This is a genomic window from Micromonospora sp. NPDC005806, assembly GCF_042871425.1.
In the GTDB taxonomy this organism is placed as follows: Bacteria; Actinomycetota; Actinomycetes; order Mycobacteriales; family Micromonosporaceae; genus Micromonospora.
Map to the genome: position 1 here is coordinate 59,153 of NZ_JBIAIL010000037.1, position 11,607 is coordinate 70,759.

14 protein-coding genes and 1 pseudogene are annotated in these 11,607 nt (G+C 73.8%); 6 read left to right on the forward strand and 9 right to left on the reverse strand.

The features are described from left to right. The first annotated feature begins 57 nt into the window (after nt 1–57). Together ACFYOS_RS28965 and ACFYOS_RS28970 are read left to right on the forward strand one after the other, a co-directional pair. Nucleotides 58–1,737: a right-handed parallel beta-helix repeat-containing protein gene (locus ACFYOS_RS28965; RefSeq protein ID WP_387148308.1), complete on the forward strand. Its 1,680-nt coding sequence runs from the start codon at nt 58–60 to the stop codon at nt 1,735–1,737. Nucleotides 1,738–1,932: 195 nt separating this feature from the next. Next, nucleotides 1,933–3,213: an Ig-like domain-containing protein gene (locus ACFYOS_RS28970; RefSeq protein ID WP_387148310.1), complete on the forward strand. Its 1,281-nt coding sequence runs from the start codon at nt 1,933–1,935 to the stop codon at nt 3,211–3,213. Between the two features lie 62 nt (nt 3,214–3,275). On the opposite strand, the gene ACFYOS_RS28975 is transcribed toward ACFYOS_RS28970, so the two are convergent. Next, nucleotides 3,276–4,295: an SMP-30/gluconolactonase/LRE family protein gene (locus ACFYOS_RS28975; RefSeq protein ID WP_387148312.1), complete on the reverse strand. Its 1,020-nt coding sequence runs from the start codon at nt 4,293–4,295 to the stop codon at nt 3,276–3,278. Nucleotides 4,296–4,565: 270 nt separating this feature from the next. Between ACFYOS_RS28975 and ACFYOS_RS28980 the strand changes: the two are divergent. Continuing rightward, nucleotides 4,566–4,933: pseudogene (locus ACFYOS_RS28980) on the forward strand (response regulator transcription factor); the annotation flags it as partial. A gap of 139 nt (nt 4,934–5,072) precedes the next feature. Next, complete coding sequence (locus tag ACFYOS_RS28985; protein ID WP_387148314.1) at nt 5,073–5,453, forward strand: STAS domain-containing protein; 381 nt, start codon at nt 5,073–5,075, stop codon at nt 5,451–5,453. 67 nt (nt 5,454–5,520) lie between these two features. Here the strand turns inward: ACFYOS_RS28985 and ACFYOS_RS28990 are convergent, their stop codons facing one another. Both ACFYOS_RS28990 and ACFYOS_RS28995 read right to left on the reverse strand, forming a co-directional pair. Next, on the reverse strand, nt 5,521–5,889 hold the full coding sequence (locus ACFYOS_RS28990; RefSeq protein WP_387148316.1) for an FKBP-type peptidyl-prolyl cis-trans isomerase: 369 nt from the start codon (nt 5,887–5,889) through the stop codon (nt 5,521–5,523). 172 nt (nt 5,890–6,061) lie between these two features. Next, nucleotides 6,062–6,628 (reverse strand): DoxX family protein, encoded by a 567-nt coding sequence (locus ACFYOS_RS28995; protein WP_387148318.1) that lies wholly within the window; start codon nt 6,626–6,628, stop codon nt 6,062–6,064. 227 nt (nt 6,629–6,855) lie between these two features. Between ACFYOS_RS28995 and ACFYOS_RS29000 the strand changes: the two genes are divergently transcribed. Continuing rightward, complete coding sequence (locus tag ACFYOS_RS29000; RefSeq protein ID WP_387148320.1) at nt 6,856–7,554, forward strand: CBS domain-containing protein; 699 nt, start codon at nt 6,856–6,858, stop codon at nt 7,552–7,554. Nucleotides 7,555–7,576: 22 nt separating this feature from the next. Here the strand turns inward: ACFYOS_RS29000 and ACFYOS_RS29005 are convergent, their stop codons facing one another. The 5 genes from ACFYOS_RS29005 to ACFYOS_RS29025 all read right to left on the reverse strand — a co-directional run bounded on the left by ACFYOS_RS29005 (nt 7,577) and on the right by ACFYOS_RS29025 (nt 10,037). Then, the gene (locus ACFYOS_RS29005) at nt 7,577–8,293 is read right to left on the reverse strand and encodes a helical backbone metal receptor (protein WP_387148322.1); all 717 of its coding nucleotides are present in this window, start codon (nt 8,291–8,293) and stop codon (nt 7,577–7,579) included. Nucleotides 8,294–8,366: 73 nt separating this feature from the next. Beyond that, on the reverse strand, nt 8,367–8,918 hold the full coding sequence (locus ACFYOS_RS29010) for a hypothetical protein (RefSeq protein WP_387148324.1): 552 nt from the start codon (nt 8,916–8,918) through the stop codon (nt 8,367–8,369). Then, nucleotides 8,915–9,433 (reverse strand): hypothetical protein, encoded by a 519-nt coding sequence (locus tag ACFYOS_RS29015; protein WP_387148326.1) that lies wholly within the window; start codon nt 9,431–9,433, stop codon nt 8,915–8,917. Before ACFYOS_RS29015 ends, ACFYOS_RS29010 begins: the two co-directional genes overlap by 4 nt. A 27-nt stretch (nt 9,434–9,460) precedes the next feature. Next, nucleotides 9,461–9,835: an Asp23/Gls24 family envelope stress response protein gene (locus tag ACFYOS_RS29020; RefSeq protein WP_387148328.1), complete on the reverse strand. Its 375-nt coding sequence runs from the start codon at nt 9,833–9,835 to the stop codon at nt 9,461–9,463. A 13-nt stretch (nt 9,836–9,848) separates the two neighbouring features. After that, the gene (locus ACFYOS_RS29025) at nt 9,849–10,037 is read right to left on the reverse strand and encodes a hypothetical protein (protein WP_387148330.1); all 189 of its coding nucleotides are present in this window, start codon (nt 10,035–10,037) and stop codon (nt 9,849–9,851) included. A gap of 297 nt (nt 10,038–10,334) precedes the next feature. On the opposite strand from ACFYOS_RS29025, the gene ACFYOS_RS29030 reads away from it, so the two are divergent. Continuing rightward, nucleotides 10,335–11,201 (forward strand): hypothetical protein, encoded by an 867-nt coding sequence (locus ACFYOS_RS29030; protein ID WP_387148332.1) that lies wholly within the window; start codon nt 10,335–10,337, stop codon nt 11,199–11,201. A 13-nt stretch (nt 11,202–11,214) separates the two neighbouring features. Here the strand turns inward: ACFYOS_RS29030 and ACFYOS_RS29035 are convergent, their stop codons facing one another. Continuing rightward, the gene (locus ACFYOS_RS29035; protein WP_387148353.1) at nt 11,215–11,559 is read right to left on the reverse strand and encodes a hypothetical protein; all 345 of its coding nucleotides are present in this window, start codon (nt 11,557–11,559) and stop codon (nt 11,215–11,217) included. Nucleotides 11,560–11,607 lie beyond the last annotated feature (48 nt).

Sequence of the window (11,607 nt, forward strand, 5' to 3'; positions counted from 1 at the left end):
CGTTTCTCCTCCGCCAGACCGGGAATGCGAGCCCGGTTGCCGAGGGGAAGGGGATGGATGGGCTACCCGCACGGGCCGGCCGCCGGTGGGGTGCGACCGTACCCGGTAGCCGGCGCGCCGCTGTTGTGCAACGCCCGCGAGCAAGGGCTGACGGGGGACGGCACCACCAACGACCAGCCCGCGTTCGCGGCGCTGGTGGACCGGTTGGGGGACGCGTACGTCGCCGACGGGCGGGCGCGGGTGATCTATTGCCCGCCCGGGGTCTACTCGATCCGGGACTCCGGCACGATCTGGCGCAGCGGTGTCTCACTGCTCGGCGCCGGTCCCGGCGCCACCCGCTTCGTGCTGAGCAACTCCGGCAACCGCGCCGACCCCACCCCGCTGGCCTTCCACACCGCCGCGCTGCACGGCGCCGACCCGAAACGGCATCTTGCGCACTGCACCTTCGCGGACTTCGAGATCGACGGCTCGGGGGTGGCGCTTGCCGAGTACAACCCGCTGGCCAAGGGCCTGGGCCTCCAGTACCTGGTCCGGGGCACGTTCCGCAACCTCTACATCCACCACACGGCGGCGACCGGCCTGGGCTGCGACTTCCTCCAGGACAGCCTGATCGACGGGGTGCTCGTCGCGGGTTGCGGGCGGCTGGACAACGGCACCGAGATGGGCGGGGCCGGTATCGGCGTGGGCATCGGCGGCTGGGGCTCCGTGGAGCGGCTCAACATCATCAACTGCTCGGCGGTCGGCAACGCCACCAACGGGATCTTCCTGGAGTTGCAGGAGTCCGGCGAGCTGCGCCCGCGGGGCATCCGGGTCATCGGCTGCCACGCCCAGGGCAACCGCTTCGGCATCTCCGACTGGGGTGCCAACGGGCTGATCGTCTCCGCCTGCACCATGACCGGCAACCTCGAGGCGGGCTTCCACGTCTCGGCCAAGGGCACCACCCACTCGGCCGGTCGGGGCGGCATCTTGACCGACTGCGTGATCGACGGCAACCTGCGCGACGGGATCAGCATCGGCAACACCCCCGGGCCGTACACCATCCGGGGCAACCGGATCAGCGGAAATGGTCGTTACGGCTATCACCAGCGCAGCCTGGGGGGCGAGGAGCGGCAGCACGCGCGGGAGATCGTGCTGGAGAGCAACGACTTCTACGGCAACAGTCTCGACGCGATCCGGATCGACCGGCCGCTCGTCGACGCGATCATCGTGAACAACCGGATCCGGAGCAACGGCCGACAGTGCGGCCCGGCCGTCCACGGTGGCGGCGACTCGGTCCGCTACAGCGAGAAGCAGGTGGTCGACCGGCGGGCGGACTGGCAGCACGACGAGCACCGGGGCAAGGTGGTCCGGGTCGGCGACCGGATGGCCGTGGTGGCGGCGAACGACTCCGCCACGCTGACCCTGGCCCCGATCCGCCCGGACGCCTACACCGGCTGGAGCGCGGACATCCCCGCGCCCGGCACCCCGTACGCGCTGCCCGCGGCGCCGACGACGCGGGCCGGCATCACGGTGAACGCCGCACTCGACGCGGCCAGCATCCGGGGAAACCGGATCTGGGACAGCGGGCAGCCGCGCGGCCAGACCCACGGGCTGTGGATCACCGGCCGGGGCAGCTGCGTGGACTGCCGCGTCGAGGACAACGACCTCGCCGGGAACGCGGAGGGCCCGATCCGGCTGGACACCCCGCCGATCGGCGGTCGCTGGGACCGCAACCACGGCGACGACGACTGGACGTGAACCGGTCGTCCCGACCCGTCCGGCGCACCCGGGGCACGCCGTGACGCGGGACCATTTCCGCGCCGCCGATTCCCATTTCCGTACGCCGGTATCGAAAGCGAAGTCGGTGCCCAGGGCAATTTCGCCGAATAACCATCGGCCTCCGGTCGGCCCGACAGAATGTGAGCCAAGGGGAGTGGAAATGGGGTGTGGAATATGGATGTGAGGCGGCGATTGACGCTGTTGGCGGTAACCATCGCAGCCACACCGTTGGTCATCGGCGGATGCACCGCCGACCAGAGATCGGCCGTGAAGGGCGGCCACGGCAAGGCATCCGGGCCGTCGGTGACAATGACCCCGGCCGACCGGACGAAGGACGTGCCGATCAGCGCCGAGGTGGGGGCCAAGGCCAGCGGCGGGAAGATCACCGCGGTGAAGCTCACTGACGACAAGGGCCAGCCCGTGCCGGCCGAGGTGCGGGAGGACGGGTCGAGCTGGGTGCCGAGCCGCCCGTTGCAGAATTCCCGGACGTACACCGCGGAGGTGACCGCCACCGGCGATTCCGGGCGGACGACCACGCAGAAGACGACGTTCACCACGATGGCGAAATCCACCAAACCGGCCATCAAGACCGAACTCTATTTCACCGGCGATCAGACGTACGGGACGGCGATGCCGTTGGTCGTCGCGTTCGATCCGCCCATTCCGAAAGAGGCCAGAGCGGACGTGCAGCGCCGGTTGTTCGTGAAGACCGACCCGCCGCAGCCGGGCACCTGGTCGTGGGAGTCCGACGGCAAACAGGCCGAATACCGGGCGCCCGACTTCTGGAAGTCCGGCACGAAGATCAGCGTGCGGAGCGCACTGGAGGGGCTGCCGATCGGCAAGGACGCCTTCGGTGACGCCGACCGCAGCGCCACGTCCAAGGTCGGCCGGCAGGTCTCGCTCGACATCGACAACGGCACCAAGCAGATGTCCGTCTACCAGGAGGGCAAGCTACTCCGCAAGATCCCGGTGAGCCTCGGCAAGTCCAGCACGCCCAGCTCCAGCGGAACGATGGTGATCATGGAGAAGTTCGACCGGACCACCTTCGACACCCGGGGCGACCCGAACGGCGGGTACGTGGTCGACGTGGACGACGCCCAGCGGCTGACCTGGGGCGGCGAGTTCATCCACTCGGCACCGTGGTCGGAGGGGGAGCAGGGCTACACCAACACCTCGCACGGGTGCGCCAACGTATCTGCCGCCGCCGCGGACTGGCTGATGGGCATCACCCAGGTCGGTGACCTGGTCACCGTCAAGGGCACCGAGGTGAAGCTGGACCAGGGCAACGGTTTCACGGCCTGGAACGTCAGCTGGGACGAGTTCGCCAAGGGCAGCGCGCTGCCCGTCCCGGCCGGGTTGAAGCCCACCCAGAGCGCGGCGCCACATCCGGGCGCGGTGGCCGGCGGCTCGGCGGCGCCCGCCCCGGAGCCCTCGAAGAGCAACAGCGGCGGCTGACCGCCGAGGGAGGAACGACCACGGGCCGGCCCGCGACCACCGCGGGCCGGCTCCGTCGTCCGTCAGGCCAGGTCGACCCGGGCCACGCCGGTCGCGGTCAGGCTGCCCAGCCAGAGTCGCTGTCCGTGCTGCCGCACGCCGGTGACCATCGGGTACGCCCCGCTCGGCCCGTGCAGCGTGCGTACCACCCGCCCCGCCTCGTCCACCAGCGCGACCAGGCCGTACCGGCGGGGCTGTGGCTGCACCGCGCCCGGCAGCAGGGCGACCAGCTGGCGTACCCGGGGGTGGGGCAGAAGCTTCTCCATGATCGGCAGTCGGGGGCTGGGCAGCGCGATCCAGTAGGTCCCGTCGCCCACCGCCGACACGTTGTCCGGATAGGCCGGCAGGTCGGTCAGCACGGTGGCCCGGCCGTCCGGCAGGTCCACCCGCAGCAGCCGGTGGGTGGCCGTCTCGACCAGCATCAGCGCGGACTCGTCCGGGGTCAGCGCCACCCCGTTGGGGAAGTAGAGCCCGTCCGCCACCACCTCGGTGCGCCCGGTGCGCCGGTCGTACGCGAGCACCCGGCCGTTGGGGCGGTGCTCCAGCAGGTCCCGCTTCCAGTGCGACAGCGGGTACCGGTCCGAGCTGTCGGTGAAGTAGATCGTGCCGTCCCGGGCCACCGTCGCGTTGTCGGCGAGGTGCACCGGCGGCGCGGTGCCGGTCAGCTCCTGCACCGCCCCGGCCGGGGTGACCCGCAGCAGCCCCCGGTACGCGTCGCAGACCACCAGCCCGCCGTCGACCGGGTCCAGTTCGATGCCGAGCGGCCGGCCGCCGGTCTCGGCGAGCAGCGTGGGACGGGTGCCGGCCGGGGCGTCCGCCGGCCACCACCAGAGCCGGCCGTTCTCGTCGCCGCTGATCACCCGGCCGTCCGGGTCGATCAGCACGTCCTCCGGGCCGTGCGCGCCGTCCGGCAGCGGCAGCAGGTCCGCCCGGTCGAGCCGGGCGTCGGTGGGGGCCCACGGCCCGTCCAGCGGCGGCGGCACGGTGGCCGGCTCGCGGATCGGCCGGATCAGCTTGGGCGGACGCTGGCGGGGAACGACCATCCGGTCATTCTTCCCCGCCGATGCCCCCGCCGGGCAGCTCTCGGCGGCGTGTCGCCGAGGGCCGCTCGACGCCGACGGTCAGGTGACCCGGCGGCGGACGCGCCAAAGGCCGAACCCGGCCAGCAAGCCCGCTGAGCGCCAGGTAGATCCCGGCTTCGAGCCAGTGGAACGGCCAGTAACGGTGGTTCGGCTGGTAGGACAGCACCACGTGCGGGTCGAGCCGACCCAGGCAGACGGCGGGTCCCTGCCCGTGCCGACCAGGGAGCGCCGTTGACCATCCGGGTGCTGCTCGCCGACGACCAAGTGATGGTCCGCGGCGGCCTGCGGATGATCCTGGAGGATCAGCCCGACATCACCGTGGTGGCCGAGGCGGTCGACGGGGTGGACGCGGTGGAGCAGGCCCGCCGACTACGCCCGGACGTCTGCCTGGTCGACATCCGGATGCCCCGGCTCGACGGCCTCCAGGTCACCCGGGCGCTCGCCGGGCCGGGCGTGGCCGACCCACTGCGCATCGTCGTGGTGACCACCTTCGACCTCGACGAGTACGTCTACGGCGCGGCGCGGTCGGGTTCATCCTCAAGGACACCGGCCCGGCCCTGCTCGTGGAGGCGGTACGGGCCGCCGACAACGGCGGCGCGGCCTGGGCCTGAGAGAACCGGATGGTGGAGAGCATCTGAGGGTTCACCCCGAGGCCCTCGGGGTCGCCACCCGGGGCCTTCCCGGAAACCGCGTTCCGAGCAGGCGGAAGTGTCGGTGGTCCGGGATAGGTTCCTGGTCATGGGGCAGCGCAGCGACCGGTTCCACGTGGAGATCGAAGTGGCCGACCAGGTGGTGGACGTCCGGGCGGTCGGCGAGATCGACATCGCCACCGTGGGGTCGTTCCGGGCGGCGCTCTGGGCCGCCCCGGCACGGCCGGTGCTGCGGGTGGACCTGTCCGGCGTGCGGGTGCTCTCCGCGGCCGGGGTGCGCGCCCTGGTCGCCGCCCACCTGCGGGTCCGCTCTCGGGGCGGTGAGCTGGTGCTGCTCGATCCCGACCCGGTGGTGGCCCGGGTGCTGCGCGCCACCGGTCTGCACCGGGTCGTGCGGATCGTGGCCAGGCCCGGCCCGGCACCGGCCGCCTGGACACCGGCACCGGTCCGGGAGCTGGTCCCGGCCTGACCGGCCCGGGCACGCGCAGGGCCGCCGGCGCAGCCGCCGACGGCCCTGGAGTGAGTCTGCTGACGGGTCAGCGCACGCCGAGCAGGTCCACCACGAAGACCAGCGTCTCGTTGGGCTTGATGGCGCCGCCGGCGCCCCGGGCGCCGTAGCCCAGATGGGGCGGGATGGTCAGCCGCCGCCGGCCGCCGACCTTCATGCCGACCACGCCCTGGTCCCAGCCGGCGATGACCTGGCCGCCGCCGAGCGGGAACTCGAACGTCTCACCCCGGTTCCACGACGCGTCGAACTCGCGGCCGTTCGAGTGGGCCACGCCGACGTAGTGCACGCTGGCCAGCTGGCCGGGGCGGGCCTCGGGGCCCTCGCCGACCGTGATGTCCTCGATGACGAGATCGGCGGGCGGCGCGCCCTCGATCGGGCCAACCTCGGGCTTCTCCATAACGGGTCTCCTCGGTGCGGACGGTGCGGTCACCCCCGATCCTGCCGGATTGCGATACGCCGATACGCAACGGTCCCCGTCGCGGCGTGGCGGCGGGGACCGGTGGTGGCACGAAAGTGGCGGGCGCCGCCTCTCGGTGACGCCCGCCCGGTGGGTACTGCCCCTGCTGACCTCACTTCAGCCAGGGGAGTCGGCGGACGATGGGAAGCTTGGCCCAGGCCCTGCCGAGGCCGAGGGTGTTCCCGGCGCCGACCAGGGCCAGGCCGGCCAGCAGACCCGCGTAGATCAGGTGGTCGTCCAGGAACGGGTTGTTCTCGGGGGGCAGCACGACCGTCCACATCATGACCAGCAGGACCGCGCCGGCGACCGCGGCGATCCGGGTGCCGATGCCGAGCAGCAGGGCCACGCCGATGGCGAGGAGGCCGAGCATGAACAGCCAGTCCGCCCAGGCCGCGCCGGCGATCTCGTGGTAGAAGCCCTTGAACGGGCCGGCCGCGCCGAAGGTGAGGAAGCCCTTGGTGGGGCTGCCGCCGTTGATCCAGGCGTTCTTCGCCGCGGTCGCGTGGCCCAGGCCGAACATCTTGTCCAGGAAGGCCCAGAGGAAGGTCCAGCCCAGCGCGATCCGGAGTCCGGCGAAGACGTACCGGGTGGCCTTCTGACGGGTGGTCTCGGCATCCCGGGTGGTCTCGGCCGCCGGAGCGATGGTGTTGGCGGTGACCCGCTCGATCGTCGCGCTCATGGTCTCCACGTCCCTTCTGCTGCGTCGCACCGCGCTTTCCGGTGGCACCTTCATTCCACCTCCGTCGCGGCATCCCGAGCAGGGCCGACCGGGCCTCTCTCGGCCGGGACCTTGGACCCCTTCCGGCCCGGTCCGGTCGGCCTTTCCGGGCCTGCCGATCGCCTCTTACCGGGGCGCCGCCGCCCGGCCTACCGTCGCGAGTGGAAGACCGGTTCGAGGAGGTCGTGATGAGGATGTGGCAGGTGGGCGACGTGATGACCCGGGACGTCGCGACGGTGGGGGAGGAGACCCCATACCGCCGGATCGTCGACGTGCTGATCCGGCGTGGCGTCAGCGCCGTGCCGGTGGTGGATTCCTTCCGCCGGGTGCTGGGCGTGGTCTCCGAGGCCGACCTGCTGCACAAGGTGGAGCGGGCCGGTCACCCCGACGAGCGGCGGGTCTTCGAGGGGCGGCGCCGGCGTACCGCCGGGGAGAAGGCGGACGCGCTGGTCGCCAAGGACCTGATGACCGCCCCGGCGGTCACCACCACGCCGCAGGCGTCGCTGCCGGCGGCGGCCCGGCTGATGGACCGCGAGGTGGTCAAGCGGCTGCCGGTGCTGGACGACCTGGGTCGGCTGGTCGGCATCGTGACCCGCAGCGACCTGCTCCGGGTGCACCTGCGCAGCGACGCGGAGATCCGTGCGGATGTGGTGCAGGAGGTGCTGCGGCGGGTGCTGGCGGTCCGGGACGGCCTGGTCACCGTCCAGGTCCGCGACGGCGAAGTGACCCTGGACGGGCGGTTGGACCGGCGGAGCGCCGTCGAGCTCGCCGGACGGCTCGCCGCCCAGGTCAGCGGGGTCGTCCAAGTGCACAACGTGATCGGGTACGACGTGGACGACACCACCCTGATGGAGCTGGACCCGGTGCACGCCACCCCGATCGCCTGACCTTCCGCAGGCCCACCGTGGCTCAGATCGGGTGGGCGAGCTGGGCGGCGAGCAGCGCGGGCGCCTCAGCGAGGGACGGCCCGTACCAGGTCAGGTGGCGCCCAGAGACCAGCGCGGCCGGCACGCCGGGAAACGCGTCCGGCCCGTCCTCGGCGGTGAACCGGTACGGCTCGTCCGGCAGGACCACCAGCTCCGGTCCCCGGCCGCGCAGCTCGTCCAGCGTCGGGCGGGGGTAGCGCTCCGCGTGGTCGGCGTACCGGTTGGCCACGCCGAGCCGGCGCAGCACGTCACCGGCGAAGGTGTCCCGGCCGAGCACCACCCAGGGCCGCCGCCACACGGGCACCACCGCGCCCCGCGCCGCCGCCGGAGCGGGCAGTGCGGCCCAGGCACGTCGGGCGGCCCGCAGCCACTCCGGTTCGGCGGGCACGCCGAGCGCGGTGACCAGCTCGCCGAGCTGGGTCAGCGCCTCGGGGACCGTACGGGGGAAGGTGACCCGCACCGGCACGCCAGCCGCGCGCAGGGCGTCCGCGTCGGCGCGCCGGTTCTCCTCCTCGTTGAGCAGCACCAGGTCCGGCCGCAGCGCCAGCACCCGGTCCAGGTCCGGGTACTTGCTGCCGCCGACCCGGGCGACGTCCAGCCCGGCCGGGTGGGTGCACCAGTCGGTGGCCCCGACCAGCACCTCGGGTCGGGTCAGCGCCACCGCCTCGGTCAACGACGGCACCAGCGACACCACCCGCACGGCCGCTCCCCTCCACGCCTCCGTCCATCCTCGCCCATCGACGAACGTCGGTCAGGTGGTCGGGCGCTGCCGGTCACCGCCCGGTCTCGTCCAGCAGCGCCGTCACGTCCAGGTGCGCCGGGCGGCAGCCGACCGTCGCCGCGAAGCGCCGGACCGCCGCGTCGACCTGGTCGCGGACGGCGGCGAGATCGGCGGACGGGGCCAGGTGCACCTCGACCCAGACGTCCGGCCCGGTCACCGGCCCGGTGAGCACCACCCGGGCCCGGCGCGTCCCGGGCGTCCGGAGCAGGTCCCGTTCCAGCGCGCCAGTCAGCACGGCGCCGGCCACCCGGGTCCGCCCGCCCCGGTCCCCGGGATGCGCCAGGGTGCCGGAGAGCCGATCCGGTACCCGCAGCCCGGCGACGAGCAGCCGCCAGCCGACCAGGGCCAGCAGCACCCCGCCGACCGCCGCGGCCAGCGCGCTCCACGGCGCACCGGCCCGCCACCAGGTGACCGGGGCGGCCCCGAGCAGCGGGTTGTCGCCGCCGGGCAGCCGACCGGAACCGACTGCCAGCGCCGTGCCGCCCCCGGCCACCAGCAGCAGGGCGAGCACCGTCCAGAGCAGCCGGTGGGCGGCGTTGCTCACGTCGCCCGCCGGGCTGGTACGAGCCGGACCTCGATCCGGCCGTGACATGGCGCGGCCAGCCGGTCGAGTTCCCGGCGCAGGGCGAATTCGACGTCGGCGCGGGCGGCCGGGTCGCCGGTGGCGGTGACCCGGTGCCGCCAGGCGTCCCCGCGCCGGCGCAGGCGTACCCGGGCCCGTCGGATGCTCGGCACCGAGCGGACCGTCCAGGCCAGCCGCCGCTCCACGCTGCGGCGGTGCAGGTGCCAGCCGTCGTCCCCGGCGAGCCGCAGTCGGGTCGGGCGCCACCGGCGCAGCTCGGCGACGAGCACGACCACGCCGAGCAGGGTGAGGCTGGCGGCGACCGCCCGCACCGGGGCATCCTGCCAACGGGTGGCGGTCACCGTGGCGTACCAGCGGTGGACCAGCGGGCCGGCGCGGCCGAGCGCGGCGAGCAGCGCCCCGACGGCGACCAGCACCCCGCCGACGAGCAGGGCGACGGCGAGCAGCAGGGTGGCGATCCGGTTGACGGTGCGCACGTCACCCCCCGGCAGCCGGACAGCCGGTCACGTCGACTCCCCATGGTCCGTGCCGCGCCCGCTGCCGCCGGGCCGGCCTTCCCCGGGCAGGCGCAGGTCCACCACGGTGACGGTGACCGCCTCGACGGTGAGGCCGGTCAGCGCCTCGATCCCGGCGGCGACGCGCCGGCGCACCGCCGCCCCGACCGTCGGGAGGTGGGCACCGTGGTCGACGACGAGGTCGAGGTCGACCCGGACGGCCGACCCGTCGACCCGGACGGTCGCCACCGGTCCGGAGGCGGCCGGAGCGCGCCGCGCCGCGTCCTCGGCGAGGCGGGCGATCCGCGCCTCGGTCCACGGCACCGGCGGCGCGGCGGCCCGGCGCGGTGCGGCCGCGCCGCGTCGGGGCAGGGTGCCGGTCATCCGGGCATCCCGCTCAGCGGCGCCGGTCCGCGGTCACCCGGTCGGCGAGACCGGGAACCGTGACGGCACCGTCGAGGACCCGGACCAGCAGCCAGCCGACCAGCCCGGCGAGCGTGGCGGCCGCCGCGGCGCCGGCCCCGCCCAGCGCCCACACCGCGACCAGGAGGAACCCGGCGAGGAAACCGAACTGCTGGCGCGTCATGCCCACCTCCGCTCAACCCGCGACCGACCGAACCGGCGGGGCGTACCCGTTTCCGCGGCGGTCAGTCGTCGCGCCGGTCGCGGGTGATCGCCGTGTGCACCGAGAAGGCGACGAACGGGTACGACTGCAGCAGCCCGCCGCCTCGTGCAGCCAACCCACCACGATCGGCGCCGCTCAGGGGCCCATCGGTGGCCGCGGCGGGCCGGGCAACCGGATTCCAGCCGCCACCGGTGCGGCGACGGCCATGATCGACGCCCTAGACTCGCTTCGGTCGACCGACGGATGGATCTGGCGAAGATGACGAACACCGGCAGCGTGGCGGCCTCCTGGCTGCGTCCGATCACGTCCGGGGGCACGCCGCCCGTCACCCGGTCCGGTCAGGTCGTCCACCCGTCCCGCCGGCTCAGCGAGCTGGCGCAGGGCCGGCCGCCGGGCATCACCGGCCACCAGTGGAGCACCGCCATCCGAGTGGGCTTTGACCAGGTGGTTTGTGCGGCCGACACCGGCCTGCCGAGGTTCGCCGTGGAGTTCGCCCCGCCGGCGGCGCCCGCGTCCCCGGCCCGGCGCGCCGAGCGGATGACGAGCACGGTCTGCGCCGCCGTCGGCCTGCCCGTGCTGCGGGTCGAGTCGGCGACGCTGCGCGGGGCGGACCACGCCCGCCGCCTCGTCGAGTACGTCATCGACGCCCGCGCCTACGCCGCCGGATCGGGACCGGAGGGTGGGGACGCGGTCGGGTTCCGGGAGATCGTCGGTCGGCTGCCCGACGGCCGTAGCGGCCCGGTCAACGACCTCGGGGCGCTCGCCCGGGTTGCCGCCGTCGAGGCGTACGTCGAGCGGCGCATCGCCGACCCGATCGTCCGCGGTCTGCACATGCGCTGGACGGACGGTCCCGCCGAAGGGTGGAGCTGGGTGGAGGTACGACCCGGCCGGTGCCTGGTCGAGCGGGTCGAGCTCTTCACCCAGCGCTTCTCCTGCGGCGTGGACCCGGGCCAGCTCGCCGAGGACCTGGCCGCAGTGGCGGTGGGGGAGCGGCTACGAGACCTCGACGGCGTCGAGCCGACGCTGGTCGATCGGGACGAGCTGCGGGAGCAGATCCGGCGGCTGGCGGCCCGGCGGGACGAGTTCGTCGACGGCTTCGCCTTCGACCACCTCTGCGCCGACTGACCGTGCCGCTGCCCTAGTGCGGTGTCCACGAACGTTCACCGTGTTTGTGGTGGTTGTTGTGGATCCTCGCCGTTGAGGCGAGCGACTCCCCACCGGGTGGTGGGGCGGGCCTCCGCGGGCCAACTGACCCTCTCGCCGCCGGGTGTGGGCGGCGGGGGTCACGTCGGGACTGGCCGGCACCGGGCAGGTGCCGTCCGGCTCGACGGTGCGTGACCACCTGCGGCAGCACGACGGCTGTCGGGGTGGTGGGTCCGCCGCCCGGGGCGCGGGTGGCGATGATGGCGGCCGCGACGAGGTCGCGGTGCCCGGAAAAGTGGCAGTGCGGGCAGGACAGCGTCCGCCCGCGGGGTTTCGGCACCCGCCGCCCGCAGGTGGGGCAGGTGGAGGAGGTGCCGCGTTCGTCGAC

What these genes read in the sequence shown, in the direction of transcription:
- ACFYOS_RS29020 (WP_387148328.1), bottom strand. Translation starts at nt 9,835, where the DNA reads ATGACCGGCACCCTGCCCCGACGCGGCGCGGCCGCACCGCGCCGGGCC.
- ACFYOS_RS28975 (WP_387148312.1), bottom strand. Translation starts at nt 4,295, where the DNA reads ATGGTCGTTCCCCGCCAGCGTCCGCCCAAGCTGATCCGGCCGATCCGC.
- ACFYOS_RS28965 (WP_387148308.1), top strand. Translation starts at nt 58, where the DNA reads ATGGGCTACCCGCACGGGCCGGCCGCCGGTGGGGTGCGACCGTACCCG.
- ACFYOS_RS28990 (WP_387148316.1), bottom strand. Translation starts at nt 5,889, where the DNA reads ATGGAGAAGCCCGAGGTTGGCCCGATCGAGGGCGCGCCGCCCGCCGAT.
- ACFYOS_RS28970 (WP_387148310.1), top strand. Translation starts at nt 1,933, where the DNA reads ATGGATGTGAGGCGGCGATTGACGCTGTTGGCGGTAACCATCGCAGCC.
- ACFYOS_RS29030 (WP_387148332.1), top strand. Translation starts at nt 10,335, where the DNA reads ATGACGAACACCGGCAGCGTGGCGGCCTCCTGGCTGCGTCCGATCACG.
- ACFYOS_RS29025 (WP_387148330.1), bottom strand. Translation starts at nt 10,037, where the DNA reads ATGACGCGCCAGCAGTTCGGTTTCCTCGCCGGGTTCCTCCTGGTCGCG.
- ACFYOS_RS29000 (WP_387148320.1), top strand. Translation starts at nt 6,856, where the DNA reads ATGAGGATGTGGCAGGTGGGCGACGTGATGACCCGGGACGTCGCGACG.
- ACFYOS_RS28995 (WP_387148318.1), bottom strand. Translation starts at nt 6,628, where the DNA reads ATGAGCGCGACGATCGAGCGGGTCACCGCCAACACCATCGCTCCGGCG.
- ACFYOS_RS28985 (WP_387148314.1), top strand. Translation starts at nt 5,073, where the DNA reads ATGGGGCAGCGCAGCGACCGGTTCCACGTGGAGATCGAAGTGGCCGAC.